Annotated in this window: 10 protein-coding genes; 5 read left to right on the forward strand and 5 right to left on the reverse strand. The window is 65.0% G+C overall.

Features of this window, described 5'->3' with window-relative positions:
- Positions 1–14 precede the first annotated feature (14 nt).
- From LKE06_RS00470 to LKE06_RS00480, 3 genes are all read left to right on the forward strand, one after another.
- Complete coding sequence (locus tag LKE06_RS00470; RefSeq protein ID WP_227996177.1) at positions 15–608, forward strand: DUF7691 family protein; 594 nt, start codon at positions 15–17, stop codon at positions 606–608.
- Positions 609–805: 197 nt separating this feature from the next.
- A complete protein-coding gene (locus LKE06_RS00475; RefSeq protein ID WP_227996179.1) occupies positions 806–1,414 on the forward strand; it encodes a hypothetical protein in 609 nt (202 codons plus the stop codon).
- A 140-nt stretch (positions 1,415–1,554) separates the two neighbouring features.
- On the forward strand, positions 1,555–2,358 hold the full coding sequence (locus LKE06_RS00480) for a nuclear transport factor 2 family protein (protein ID WP_227996181.1): 804 nt from the start codon (positions 1,555–1,557) through the stop codon (positions 2,356–2,358).
- A 175-nt stretch (positions 2,359–2,533) separates the two neighbouring features.
- Here the strand turns inward: LKE06_RS00480 and LKE06_RS00485 are convergent, their stop codons facing one another.
- On the reverse strand, positions 2,534–3,115 hold the full coding sequence (locus tag LKE06_RS00485) for a DUF2231 domain-containing protein (protein WP_308188272.1): 582 nt from the start codon (positions 3,113–3,115) through the stop codon (positions 2,534–2,536).
- 153 nt (positions 3,116–3,268) lie between these two features.
- On the opposite strand from LKE06_RS00485, the gene LKE06_RS00490 reads away from it, so the two are divergent.
- Positions 3,269–4,024 carry an ABC transporter permease gene (locus LKE06_RS00490; protein ID WP_227996183.1) on the forward strand — a complete coding sequence of 252 codons (756 nt, stop codon included), beginning with the start codon at positions 3,269–3,271 and terminating at the stop codon, positions 4,022–4,024.
- 62 nt (positions 4,025–4,086) lie between these two features.
- Here LKE06_RS00490 and LKE06_RS00495 read toward each other — a convergent pair whose 3' ends face one another.
- From LKE06_RS00495 to LKE06_RS00510, 4 genes are all read right to left on the reverse strand, one after another.
- The gene (locus tag LKE06_RS00495; protein WP_227996185.1) at positions 4,087–8,088 is read right to left on the reverse strand and encodes a TIGR02680 family protein; all 4,002 of its coding nucleotides are present in this window, start codon (positions 8,086–8,088) and stop codon (positions 4,087–4,089) included.
- A gap of 25 nt (positions 8,089–8,113) precedes the next feature.
- A complete protein-coding gene (locus LKE06_RS00500; protein ID WP_227996187.1) occupies positions 8,114–9,358 on the reverse strand; it encodes a TIGR02678 family protein in 1,245 nt (414 codons plus the stop codon).
- A complete protein-coding gene (locus tag LKE06_RS00505; protein WP_227996189.1) occupies positions 9,355–10,884 on the reverse strand; it encodes a TIGR02677 family protein in 1,530 nt (509 codons plus the stop codon). The genes LKE06_RS00500 and LKE06_RS00505 overlap by 4 nt, the downstream gene beginning before the upstream one ends.
- Positions 10,885–10,959: 75 nt before the next feature.
- Entirely contained in the window at positions 10,960–12,183 is a 1,224-nt protein-coding gene (locus tag LKE06_RS00510; protein ID WP_227996191.1) for a TIGR02679 family protein, read from the reverse strand.
- A 513-nt stretch (positions 12,184–12,696) separates the two neighbouring features.
- On the opposite strand from LKE06_RS00510, the gene LKE06_RS00515 reads away from it, so the two are divergent.
- Positions 12,697–13,005, forward strand: a complete 309-nt coding sequence (locus LKE06_RS00515; RefSeq protein ID WP_227996192.1) for a PadR family transcriptional regulator — start codon at positions 12,697–12,699, stop codon at positions 13,003–13,005.
- Positions 13,006–13,156: the final 151 nt, after the last annotated feature.

Here is a 13,156-nt window from a genome sequence, read left to right on the forward strand (position 1 = left end):
CATACACTCCCGGCGTGGGGTATTACCTGAATCTCTACCTAGTTGATCTCGACGCGGTGGACGCGATGGTCGGTTCCGGGGACCAGTCGCACATCGATCGCATTGCGGGCGAATGTGCCGAGGAGCTGGCCGCGTCGGACGGGAGCTGCGCCGATCGGATCGCCGCGGGAGCACCCACCGCGGCCGAGGCGCTGGCGACGGTGATCGAGGGCGGCCCCTTCGAGCACCGATACGCCAACGACTACCTCGACGCCTACGAGAGCATCTGTTCGGTGATCGGCGTCGATCTCGATACCGTGTGGGGCCCATTCGAGTTCGACTGGCCCGCCAGGGTCGACAAGGGCCTGACCGCGCTCGGTATCCGGGTCGGCGTGCGCATGTTCGCGGGTACCAGGCTGCCGGGCGGGCTTCCGGATTCGAACCATGCCGGCTTCGGCAGCTGGACCGAACAGGACTGTTTGGACGCCCTCCAGCAATGGGAGGCGACGCGGCCAGAACAACGCGCCGAGCTGGATCCCGATGTGCTGGAGGGAATCGAGGACTGCGTGGCGTGGATGCGTGAGGTCAAGCGCTTCCCCGGCGCCCGCATTGCCGGTTTCTGGGGCTGAGTTTCTACGAGTCACGAGCTTCACTTCTGGTGGCCCCGCCGCGGCCACGAGCCACTCTTGCGAACCGCTTCCAGGTAGCGAACGATTAGCGGTGCGGTGGCCGCGTTCGTGGGCCGTGCGGTCCCACGCCCTCGGTGGACCATGAGGCGTCGGCCCCGCGCCAATGCAAAGTGAACACTCCTTGCTAGGAGGACTCGATGTTCATCCAAGTCATTCAAGGCAAAACCGCCGACGTCGGCCGACTACGTCAATGCATGGATCGGTGGACCGAGGAACTGCGACCGGGAGCCATCGGATACCTCGGCACCACCAGCGGACTATGCGACGACGGGACATTCATCGCGTTGGCGCGATTCGAATCCGCAGATGCGGCACGACGCAATAGCGAGCGCCCGGAACAGCGCGCATGGTGGGCCGAAACCGAACAATGCTTCGACGGACCGGTCACCTTCATGGACTGCTCGGAGGTGTCGCAGTGGATGGGCGGCGGCTCCGACGATGCTGGTTTCGTACAGATCATGGAGGGCCACACCCGCGACGCGGGCCGGATGCGCGAACTTCTCACCCAGACCGGTGACCGCGTTCACGAATTGCGCCCGGAAATCCTCGGCGGCACCCTGGCGACAGGCAGCGGCGACGGATTCGTGGAAGCGGTGTACTTCACCTCGGAAGCCGAAGCCCGCTCCCATGAGAAACTGGAAATCCCCGACGATCTGCGATCCCTGTTCGACGAGGAAACCAACCTAATGGGCGAGGTCACCTACCACGACCTCCACGAACCCATGCTCGTCTCACCCCCCAGGTAATCACCGGTGTGAGTGGCACATTGCCGCGGCGAATCGCGAGAAGAGCTCGAGGTCATGTGCCATTCTCCAATGTACGGCGCCAAAATTAGAACATGTTCTACCATGGTTCGAGTTATGACTCGCACAAGGGAGGAACTGTCATGTCGCTGGATCCGACGGCCGCCGATCTGCTGTCCGCCGTGCGGGCGTCGCCGCGCGCCGTCGCCGCCCACGACCGCGCAGCCTGGGTGGAGTTGTTCGGCACGGACGCCGTTGTAAACGACCCGGTTGGCTCGCGCCCGCACGTCGGCCGCAGCGCGATCGAGCGCTTCTACGACACCTTCATCGGCCCCAACACCATCACCTTCCAGGTCGATCACGATTTCATCAGCCCGCCGACGGTGGTGCGCGACCTGATGATCCGAATCGCCATGTCGACCGGTGCCACCGTCGCCGTCCCGATGCACCTGCGCTACGACCTCGCCGAGGCAGACGGAACCTGGAAAATCACCCGGCTGGCCGCCCATTGGGAACTGGCCGCGATGGTCGTGCAGTTGCTTCGCACCGGCGCACCCGGACTGGGGGCCGCGTTGAAGCTAGGTCCACAATTGGTCGTCAATCAGGGCCTCGGCGGCGCGGCGGGCATGATGCGCGCGTTGTTCGGCGTCGGCCGCGCCGGCAAACGCGCCGCCAACCGGATTCTGTCGGCCGCGGCCGACACCGATATCAGCCGGGTCCGCCGCCTGATCGATCACAACACCGTCATCGAAATGCCGGCCGGAACCCCGGTCTCGGTAGAGGAATTCACCAATCGCGTCCGGAATATGCGGTGGGACAAGATGATCGCCGCTGGCCGTACCGTGTCGGTCAGTGTCGAGCTCGGCGACGCGCACGGCGTCGTGTTCATCGAATTCGCCACCGGCACAACACGTATGAACACGATTCGAGTCTTCACCGACGCCTGATCGCTGGTTCGATCGGACTCGGCCACAGAGACACAGAGACCCACAGCGGCTGCCGAGCAACCCGGGTTCGGACCTGCTCTCGGAATTGATCGCGGCCGAGGACGCCGCAGATGAACTCAGCCACGAAGAGCTGATCTGCGTGGCCCAGCGACGATGCCGATCGAGTTCGCGGCGATCACACCGCGACAGTAGATTCGGCCACCCGAGCATGCCCCGCCTCCAGTAGCGCGACCCGCTCGGTGTGCCCCGCCAGCACCCCTGGGAGCCGAAGATGCCGCGGCACAGCATCACTCGCCGATTCGACCTGCGCGCCCCACACCGCACGGGAACCTGATTCGCCGACCCGGTACACCTGCACGGTGGCCGCGACACCGGCCGCGATCGCCAGTAACGCGATCACCACGGCGACGGCGCGCGTCGGCCGCTTCTCGCGTTGTTCCCGCAACTGCACGACAAGCAGCACGGCCGCCACCAGCAATAGCGGAACGACGAAGTAGATCATGTCGTCACCGAGGTTACTGTGCTTCTCGATAGCCGGTGACGCTCCGATCCGATGCTCGAGCGCCTCCCCCGCATCGGTGGTCAACGGCACCAGCGCGACAGTAATAGCGGCCAGCACCACCACCAACCACACCAATCTCCTGCGGACGGCCGGCCACAATGCTGCGAGTATGAGTAGCACCGAGGTCAGCGGCACGAAGATCACGATCACGTGGACAAGCAGCACATGAGCGGGCAAACCATTGATCGTTGACATGAGGCACTCCAGGTTTTCGGCCACAGCGGCGAACCGCCCGAGTAACACTTCTTACGATTCCCGGCCGCAAGTGGTTCAGTTCGCTCGGCGCGTGCGTCGCCGCGCATCCCGGACTGAGACAACAATGGTCCGCGTGGGCGAAGTATGAACGGGATGATCACGCCCGGTATCGAGCTCGCGGTCGTATGCATGGTCATGGTGGTGCTGGCGGCCGCGACTTACGCCGTCGCCGGACTGGGATCGGTAGCAATCGTGCCACGCGCGGCGATCCGCGCGACGGTGCAACTGACAATCATCGCACTGGTGCTGGCCACGGCCCTTTCGCACCTGTGGTCGTCGGTTCTAGTGCTCGCGGTGATGTTCGCCGCCGCCGTGTTCACCTCGGCACGGCGCGCGAACGCCGGGCGATCGGCGGCGTGGCTAGGGCTGGCGATGGCGACCGGGCTCGGCGTGGTTTTGCCGTTGATGCTGGTCAGCGGCGTTGTCCCGCTCGAGGGGGTGGCGCTGGTCCCGATCGGAGGCATCACGCTCGGCGGGGCGATGACGGCAACGTCGTTGGCGGCCAGGCGGTCGCTGGATGCGATCGAACAGCGGTGGGGTGAGGTCGAGGCCGCGCTGAGTCTGGGGTTTACCGACCGCGACGCCCGGATGGAGGTCATCCGTCAGACCGCGGCGGACGCTTTGCTCCCCGGCGTCGATCAAACCCGCACCGTCGGACTGGTTACGCTGCCGGGCGCGTTCGTCGGCGTCCTCATTGCCAGCGGGTCCGCCCTCCAAGCCGGCGCGGTCCAAATTCTGGTGCTGGTCGCGCTGCTGCTGGCGCAGTCCTGTGCGGTCGCGGTGACGATCGAACTTGTCGCACGCACCATGGTCAGCCGCCCACACCGGTTCCATCCGGACCGGACGTAGCCCCGCAATGATGGCTTGGGGAGACCCCGCCGCCTGGTCATGCGACATGGCGGCCGGGCTGCTCAGTTCGATAGCAGCTTCTGCCCATTCCACGTGAACCGCGCCGTGGTCACCGCATCATCTCCATCGCCGGTCAGGATCTGATGGATCGCGATCCCGCTCAGCTCTGAATATGTGCACCACTCGTGGTCGGAGGTGAGCACGAGATCCAGATCGAGTGCCGACAGCAGGGCGAAAATCTGTCCGCGGTTAGTGGTGTCGACACCGACGAACACCTCATCGAGGAGGATTACCCGGGGTGCCTCCGGCGCCGCTTGGTAATGCGCGGCCACTGCGGCGAACAATGGCAGGTGCAGGGCGATTGCCTTCTCGCCGCCGGATAGTGCACCGTGGAGTTTCTTGGTCAGTAGCTGCCAACCGTCGCCGTTGCCGCGGTCGACCTTGACCACGAACCGATGCCATGCCGTGTAATCGAAGACCTGCGACAGTTGCTGTTCCCAACTGGTGGCGGTGCCGTCGGCCTTCGCCTCCTCGATGCGGTCGCGCAGGAAACGGTGCAGTGATTCGTGGTCGGCCTCGGTGAGGCGGACCGGGTCTTTGAGGAGCAGATCGCGGGCGGCTTTGGTGCCGGTTGGCAGGTCTGCGGCGACCTGCCAGACCAGGCGGACCGAGACATTGGAGGCGGTGCGGACCCGTTCCAGGCGTGCGTTCATTCCGTCGACCAGTTCGTTGGCCTGCCGGATGCGGGCTGCCAGGTGGCGACGGGTGTCGCCGGTGAGAGTCTTGTCGAAAAGTTGCCGTTCTTGCTCGGTAATGTCGTGTTTGCTCTGCTCGGCCTCGGTACGCAGGATCCGCAGCAGATCGGCGGCGCCGACACGAATGCCGTCGACGATCGCGGTGAAAACCTGGATGTCTTCGTCGGTTTCGAGATCGAGGTCGGCGCGGGAGCTGAGCGCGGCGCGGCATTCGTGGACCGATTCGGACAGGCGGCGCAGTGCCTCGCCCAGGTTGGCGGGGGCGTGCGGAATGGTGGGCCAAGCGGCGGCGACCAGGCGCGCGGAATCCAGTGCGGCGCGCACGCCCTCAGATCCGGTGAGGGTCTGTTGAAAGGCCTCGAGGTCGGGGATTTCGCTGTCGGCGGGAAAGATTCCGGTGGCGAGGCGGCGGAACCGGTGGGCCACGGTGTCGCGGTTGGTGGCGGCGATGTCGCGTGCTTGTGCGTCGGTCGCTCGTTGGCTGTCGAGTTTGCCGAGTTGTTCGGTGAGTTCGATGACCTTCTTGCGGGCCTCCCCTAGTTGCCTGTCGAGGTCGGTGATTCGGGTTCGCAGGTCGGCAATTTCGTTGAGTACCTCACGGTAGTCGCGGCCGATGGCGCTCTCGATGGCCTCGAGTTTGGTCGAGATCTGGCGGAGGTCGGATTCGGTTGTCGCGGCGTCCATTTCACGCTGTTCGGCGAGTTCGGTTGAGCGCCTGGCTTGTTCGGCCAACTGGCCGGAAAACGCTCGAGCCGAACGGAGAAGCGCTACGGCGTCGAGCCAGTTTTCGGCGTGATCACTGAAGGTATCGAAAGCTTCGGAAAGCGTCGCCAATGCCGTTCTTTCCGAAGGCATTCCGTTCTCCGCTGCGAGGCTCGACAGCTCGCGCAGCGCTTCCTTGACGGCGTATTCCCGGACGGACAGACCTTCGAGCTTGCGGCGAACGACGCCGTCGGCGGCGGCCAGATCCGATTCAGCTCGGGTAAGTAGGCGCTGCGCCTCGGACAGATCGGCGTGGTCCGCCCTACTCGCAAGCTCTCCTTCCAGCCTCAGGCGCCGGGAGTCGAGCGAACTCTGTTCCTCGTCCAGCCGCGCGAGTATCTGGTCGTAGCGTGCGATCTGGTCGTTCAGCTCGTGAATTCGGCGCTGGCGGGCACGTTCTCTTGTCAGCGCACCGATGTATGCGGGCTGATCTTTGTGCCAGCTACCGGTGAGATTGCCGATTCGCCAGCTACCGTCGGCACCGATGGCCGCAACGGTGTCGTCCGGCAACTGTTCGCCGTACCCGATGGTTTCCAGCAATCGCTGTACGACGGCGGGGTCGATCTCGATGTCGGGCAGCGGGATCAGCACTTCGAGGAGGGATCGGCCCGGCACCGCGGCCAGCACGCCGGGTTCGGCGAACACTTCATGGCCCTCGATCTGCCCCTGGGGTCCGATCCACGCATCGAGTAGCCCCGCGGCCTCGAGCGCCGCCTCGACGCTGGCCTGGACCGGTTCGGGTACCGCGTCGGCGAAGTCGACCAGCCGCCACAGCGGGGCGCCGGACATGCGCGTCCGGTCCGCGGTCCGCCAGAACGGTACGGCGGGCGGGATGTCCGGTTCACCGGAGCGGCGGTCTCGTTCGGCAACGAGTTCGTCACGTGTGAGACGCCCTGATTTCAGGGCACTCTCGCACAGTGCGGTTTCCCGAGTGATGTCCTGGAACACCGCGGAAGCCACCGTGTTCACCGCTTCGAGCAGATCCGACTCGGACTCGGCCAGATCGACCAAGGCGTCGGGATCAGCGAATACGAGTTCGTGGCAGCCGGTCGCCCAACTGCGTACTCGTGCACCCAGTTCGGCGTGTGCGTATTCCCGACGTTCGATAGCGCAAACGCGGCCTTCCTCCGCTTCGGCGAATGCCATTCTGGCACTCTCGATTTCGCCCTCCGCCTCCTCACGCCGCTCGATCGCGCGTTCGTGCTGGTCGAGCGCCTTCCCGATGGCGGCGAGCTGATCCCGCTTCCCGCGCACAGCACCACGCAACAAGGATCGGGACCCGTCGGTATCGGCAGCGATCTCTTCGAAGACACTGATCAGACCGGCGCGTAGACCAGTTTGCCGGGCCGCTGATACACGCACCGAAACCTCTTGTTCCTGACGTTGTTCCGCGGCGGCGGCGTCCCGGTGCTCGGACTCATCGGCGGCGGCAACCGTCCGTAGCTGATCGGCGTCACCGCGGATTCGCTCGGCCCGGCCTCTGGTTTCGGTTTCCTGTCGGCGCAGCCCGTCCAGTTGCTGCCCCTGCTTGTAGGCCTCGCTTTCCATCAGGCCTTCTTTGCGGGCCTCGGCTTCCGCGTGACTGTCCGCCAAAGTCTCTATCGCGGCTCCTTTTTCGATCCGAAGCTGTGCGACGGTCTCGTATTCCTCGGCAGACTTCTTCGCGGTGCTCGACAGTTTGTCCAACTCGGACGTAGCGGAGATCAGTGCCGCGGCACCGGCTCGTAATACACGCTGGGCGTACGTCTTCTGCTGACGCGCCAACGCGCGGGTGGCGGCGACCTCGTCCTCCAGCCGGGTCAATCGCTCACGCTGCGCGTCGAGACGTTCGAAACCCTCGGCGAGGTCGGCGATTTCCTCCTGACCGAGCGGCGGCAGGGCCCGCGAGAGCAGTGTGGACAACAGTGAGGGATCCAGCCGCTGCGACAACTTGGGGGTACGCAATTGCAGCAGCGCGGTGATGAGGGCGTCGTATCGCTGTTCATTAAGGGTTGGAAAGAGCGTTGAGCGTATGGCATCGCGGTAGTCGCTGCCGGTGCCGTAGATCGTGCCGCGCCCGCCGAGAAGCTCCTCCAGCGCGGCCCGGGTCAGCGGTCGGCCCTCTGTGGTCAGCATGAGACCGTCGCCGATGCGCAGGTCAGTGGTGAAGTAGTCGGGGTGCACCGTGGTGGTGTGGGTGCTGGCCTGCAGTCGGGCACCGCAGGTGAACCATTGGTCGTCGGGTGATCGAAACTCCAGCCAGACGTAGCCGACGCGTGTGGTGCCGGTCGCCCCCTCCATCATGTTCCAGTGCATGGTCCGCTCGCCGGTGCCGAAGGTGGACAGGCGGTTGGCGCGCAGGTTCGCATCGAACAGATATGGCAGCAACAACTCCAGCGCCTTCGACTTACCGCTGCCGTTCGGGCCGCGCAGCAGTAGTCGGCCCTCGTGGAACTCGAAGACCTCGTCGTAATATCGCCAAACATTCAAAATGCCTGCGCGGCAAGGAATCCAGCGCGAATCTCGACCACCGCCGGTGTCGGGGCGGGGCAGCTCGGTCACTGTCATCGAAGCACCATCCTTGTCACCGCCATCAGGAAACGTCTCGATCGTCGGAGGTCCGCACGCTACCCACTCGATAGCGCCCTGCCGCGGGCAGTGGCACAACCAGCCCGGTCCCGGTTCGCCGGACCAGCCCGAACATCGACAGGGTCGCGATCGCGTCGTCGGTAAGTTCTCGAACTCCGTCGTCTCCCCGATACTTGCGAGCCCAGCGTGGAAACCGTTCCAGCAGTTCGGCGGTGGCCGCACGCAGTTGTTCGACGGTCGTCGGTCCTGGCATCGTGTCCAAGAGAAGTAGTGCCGCGACCTTCGCGTTCGAGGCGTCGTCGGGGAATCTGCTGTCGGTCGCGAGACCGTCGGGGTCGACCAGCAGCACGCCCTCGGCACGCTCCTCCAGTAGGAACCCCCCCTGCTCGGACGCGCTCCGCATCAGGCGCCTGCCGGTCGGCGAGGCGAGATAGGCGCGCTCTTCGGCAGAGAGCTCATCGAAGTACAGCACTGGATCATCGATCAGGCGCCGGAAGATGGAGTGCCGCAACCACAGATTGCGCTGCACATCGGAAACCGCGGAGTTGTCCGCGTGGCGGCCCGGCGCGAGCCCGTACCGGCGTTCGCGTGACAGCTGGGCGAGCAGTTGATCGACCCGCAACGGGACCTCTTCGATCGGCACTGCCAGTTGAGACGGCCCGACCGGGGCCGCGAGCAGCCGCAACAGGAGTGTGGTGTCGATGCGATACAGCACCTTGGCCGAGCTCGATTCCACATAAGCGTCGACGCTGCCGTCGATGGCTTCGAGCACACCGAAGGATTCGAGCAAACGCAGCACGTCGACGAAGGCCATCCGCTCGGCGCGGCTCGCGGTGTCGAAGGAAACCAGCGCGGTGTCGACGGAGGTGGCGGCAAGGACTCGGTTGGCGAGCAATCCGATCGTGGTGACCGGTGCGGCGAACAGTTCGGCGGCGACCACACACAACAGCACGTAGCGACGGCGGTCGAAAGGTGCGCGCCCCGAACGTAGTCGGCGGGCCGGACGGGTGGGATCGACTGCGGGCCGCACCTTGATCAGACGGGCATAGCCGAGACGCGGTTCGACGGTCAGCGTCCAACCGCAGTAGTAGTCGAACCATTTGGCGATGGGCTCGCGCCGACGCCGGATCAGGTCGAAGGGTTCTGGTGCGCCACGTTCGGTGATCAGCGGGCTGGCCAGCAACTGTCGGATGCCGCGTACTACTTCTTCGCGTTCTGCGATCACTAATTGGTTGGCGAGTTCACTCATGTGCCGCTCCGGCGCGACATGTGCTCGCTCGGTGCGATGATTTCCAGCACATAGTCGGGCCCACCGAATACCCCTCGGGGAGTGTTGATCTCGGTCCACCGACCGTCGATCGGTGGGCGCAGGACGATCTCGATGCGACCGTCGGTGGTGCTGCCACGGCGCGTTCCGTCCGGTTGCGGTGCGGTACCGAGGGCGCGTCCCAGCAGGTCGAGTAGTCGTTCGAATACCTCGTGGTCGAGCTGTCCGAAGGATGAAAGACACACTGCGCCACCGGTATCCAGCATGTCCCAGGCGTCCTCCAGCTGGGTTCGTTCGAGGGCGGCGCGCTCGGCCCGCTCGGCCTTGATCTCGGAAACGTCGCGCACCCGACCGGTCCGGCTGAATCGCTCGGTACGACCCGCCGAACGGAGCAGCGGGGACACTTCGACCGGAGGACTGTCGGCCCAGGGGGACGTCGATGTCACCAGTTCGGGATCGAGGTGGGCCAAGTGGGCGTGCCGCGACGAGCTCATACCGAATGCCGTCGACCACAATCGGTGCAGGTCATCCTGTTGTGGCAGTACGGCGAACCATCGTGCCAGCTCACGGAAGTCGGCAACCGCGCTGCTGGAGCGTCGCCTCGATTCGGTGATCCGGTCGAGCACCTGCAACAGGGTGATGATCGCCTTGCGGCCGACGAAATGCAGCTGTTCGATGCGGGCCACCGAACCGTCGGCGGGCAGGAACCACGCGCGCAGTCCCTCCCAGCGAGCCCGGCGGTGTTCGAGCCAGGCAGCGCCGGGGTCGGAGTCGGTCAGTTGCGGCAGCTCGGCGCCCAGCAGCGCGCGCTGGTGCATGAGTCCGACGCCGTAATCCTCGATCTTGGCGATTCGGGTGGTGATGGTGTGGGTGCGGTGGTCGATATTGGCGAGGAATTCTTGTAGGTAGGCCACCGTCGCCGCTTTGACCTCGTGGAAGATCGTCAAGTCGGCGGCCTCGGCGCGCAGCAATCGCTGCAATTCACCGTTGAACTGCTTGGTGTTTCCGCGTAATGCTTCGAGGTGCGATTCCAGTTCGCTCAGGGTGCTGAAGACGCGGCGATCGGTACCCAACTCGAGTTCCTGCTGCAGATCGGCCAACCTGTCGGCGATAGCGTCCAATACCGCAGTCTGGAGTGCACCGGTGGACGCGAGCACCGTCATGGCGTGCTGCACGCCCGCGAAGGCCGCCTCGCCCTGCCTGGTGAGCGAGTACTGCAGGTTCCGGCGCTCGTATTCGCTTGCGGTCCGGTAGTTTTCGGAATGGTTCTGGATCACATCGACAAGATTCCAGGCGCACAACTGCTCCAGCGCCGCAGTCAGGTCATCGTCATCCAGCGCGTCCAACCAGCCGACTGTGCGGAGCCTCCCGCGGACATCGTCGATGCCCAGTGCGGTTTCCAGCCGCTCATTGGCCGCGCCGAAGGCATGCAGCACCGATACGTACAGCCCGGCTCGATCCCCAGTGGTGAAGCGGAACATCTCGGGCGGGACACGGATCCGGTCCATAGCGCCTCCCCTGCATCTGTTTCAGCCGCCCACACTAGACCCGGATGACGACGGGTTGCCAGGACCCGATAGTCGTCACAGCCCTTGGTGCCTCGTCATATCGGCGATCAAATCATCGGCGACGCGCTCCTCGGGTACCGCGCACCCACCGCGAATCATGTGCCCGGCAAGGTCCGGATCCCACGGTACTGGCGTGACTCGTCCGACCGCCGGCCCTCCGGGACCGACCGCCGCCAGATAGTCCGCGCTAGTCATCCGCCACGGGGTCGCTCCTACCCGAGCGATGACATTGGCGGCGATGCGTAGCCCCTCCCCGTCGAAGTCGCCGTGGTAGCGCAATTCCACGTCGGCCGCCGCCAACAGCTCGAGCAGGAGCACGCCCGCGCTGCTCGGCCACCCCGATGTGCACACCATCGGCAGACAGCCGCGGCCCAGCCTGGCGAGCGCGGTGGCAAGGATGCTCGGGTTCTCGACCACCCAGACCCGAGCCGGTACACCAACGAGGTGAGCGCTCGCCCGCAGCTGTTGCAGGGTAAGTACCGCGGCCTGCCCGGTGTCGGCGCATGCCCGCAGTATGAGGCCGGTTACCGCGTTCGAGGCATCGTCGTGAACTCGTAGGCCCGCAGTCAGGACTGTGGAGGACAGCTCATCGTCGGCGACACCCGCGCGGGCCCACAACGCACGCAACTGCCCAGCATCGGTGGGCGGATCGATTCCATAGATCGTGGACAATGCCCTGACGACAAGTGTATGCAGACGCGTGCCTTCATCGAGATCGTGCGGATCGCCGAGCACGTCGTCAGCGAACAATGGCAGAGGCCTACCCGCACCGGGTAATTCGTGCAGTACTCGCAGAGCTCGGGCGAGTTCCACTCGGGTCCGCTCGACTGAGCCTGCGATCAGCCCGGACTTCTTCGTTGATCGCACCCAGGATTCGAGGGCCGGTTGGGCACCTACGACTTCATGTTGGGAAAGCCACGCCCACAACTGATCTCGTGCCACCTCAGCAGTCCGACGTTCTGCGGCCCGGTCTCGGATCGGCCCAAGGAGTCGCTCGACCACTTCGTAGGCGGTATACCCGGTGACCTCGCGGAGCACCGCATCCACCTGGGCAAGAACGACGGTCACGTACTCGCCGGGCAGCCTTTCCTTTCCGAGAAAGTCTGCGAGGGCAGCGCGCTGCTCGCTATCGAGCGGTCCAACCTTGACCTGCTTCACCACCTGGCCTGTCGACAATCGAGCATGCAGGGCTTGCCACAGCGGCACCAGTGCCGGGGAAAGATCGCCCGTGCGACTCATGCGGGAAAGGGGGCGGTCGGATTCGGGGCGGCAGGCCAGACGAGCCACGGCACTACCGTCGATACCTCCTGGGCAGTTTCCATGTTCTCCAACTCCGCCCCAAGGTAATTCCGCCGCTTCCGAGAGTATGTCTCACTGCCGATGTCGATTGGATCAGGGCCGCTTCAGGGAACCTGCGCTTCGCTAGGCGCCCCGCACATGGGTGTTGAATTCGGCCAGTTCCTCAGCGGGGATCCGGTAAGACTGCCACAGTCCGATCAAGGCGACTCCCCTTCCTGGCCCGTCGACCGCCGGCCTCGTCCCGTCCTTCGCGGTCGCCGGACCGGCAACGCCGCAGGCCGCACGCTGGAGTTGGCACCAGCATAGGGGCGGCAAGGAACCCGGCACGGTTCAGTTTCACCTGTTGCCCTTGACCAGACCGCCATACATCAGCCCAGACCCCGGTGGCGGGGTTCGGGGGGTCGGAACGGTTGGCTATTGCAGGATCCTATCTCTATATATAGATTTAGCGTCATGGGAAGGGCACTGCGTAGAACGCCCGCCACTGCGGCGGTGCTGGAACAGTTGGCCGGTACGACCACACCCGTCTGGGGCCTGCAGATAGTGAAGGACTGCGGGCGTCCCGCAGGCAGCGTCTACCCGATCCTGGCGCGACTCGAGGAGGCTGGTTGGGTGACATCCGAGTGGGAGACCGCGCAGGACCATCGGGGTCCTCGGCGACGGTACTACGAGCTCACAGCCGAGGGGCGAGCGCAAGCGGGCGCGATGCTCGCCTCCTCCGCCGCGAGTCCGCGGGCGACCGCGCACGTGAGGTTCGCATGAGCGCCGCCGAGTGGTGGATCCGCGGGTGTGCGCGACTGGTACCCGCAGATCGACGGGATCGATACCTCGAGGAATGGCTATCTGACCTACATCACAGTTCCGAGATGCGAATTACCTCCAGCACAGTGGTTTTCGGTGCGATGTTGACGAC

Origin of the sequence: Nocardia australiensis (assembly GCF_020733705.1) — a bacterium.
Lineage (GTDB): Bacteria > Actinomycetota > Actinomycetes > Mycobacteriales > Mycobacteriaceae > Nocardia > Nocardia australiensis.

Bases quoted from the DNA above. Each gene is read 5' to 3' on its own strand.
- LKE06_RS00475 (WP_227996179.1), top strand. From the start codon at position 806: ATGTTCATCCAAGTCATTCAAGGCAAAACCGCCGACGTCGGCCGACTA.
- LKE06_RS00480 (WP_227996181.1), top strand. From the start codon at position 1,555: ATGTCGCTGGATCCGACGGCCGCCGATCTGCTGTCCGCCGTGCGGGCG.
- LKE06_RS00485 (WP_308188272.1), bottom strand. From the start codon at position 3,115: ATGTCAACGATCAATGGTTTGCCCGCTCATGTGCTGCTTGTCCACGTG.
- LKE06_RS00490 (WP_227996183.1), top strand. From the start codon at position 3,269: ATGATCACGCCCGGTATCGAGCTCGCGGTCGTATGCATGGTCATGGTG.
- LKE06_RS00495 (WP_227996185.1), bottom strand. From the start codon at position 8,088: ATGACAGTGACCGAGCTGCCCCGCCCCGACACCGGCGGTGGTCGAGAT.
- LKE06_RS00500 (WP_227996187.1), bottom strand. From the start codon at position 9,358: ATGAGTGAACTCGCCAACCAATTAGTGATCGCAGAACGCGAAGAAGTA.
- LKE06_RS00505 (WP_227996189.1), bottom strand. From the start codon at position 10,884: ATGGACCGGATCCGTGTCCCGCCCGAGATGTTCCGCTTCACCACTGGG.
- LKE06_RS00510 (WP_227996191.1), bottom strand. From the start codon at position 12,183: ATGAGTCGCACGGGCGATCTTTCCCCGGCACTGGTGCCGCTGTGGCAA.
- LKE06_RS00515 (WP_227996192.1), top strand. From the start codon at position 12,697: ATGGGAAGGGCACTGCGTAGAACGCCCGCCACTGCGGCGGTGCTGGAA.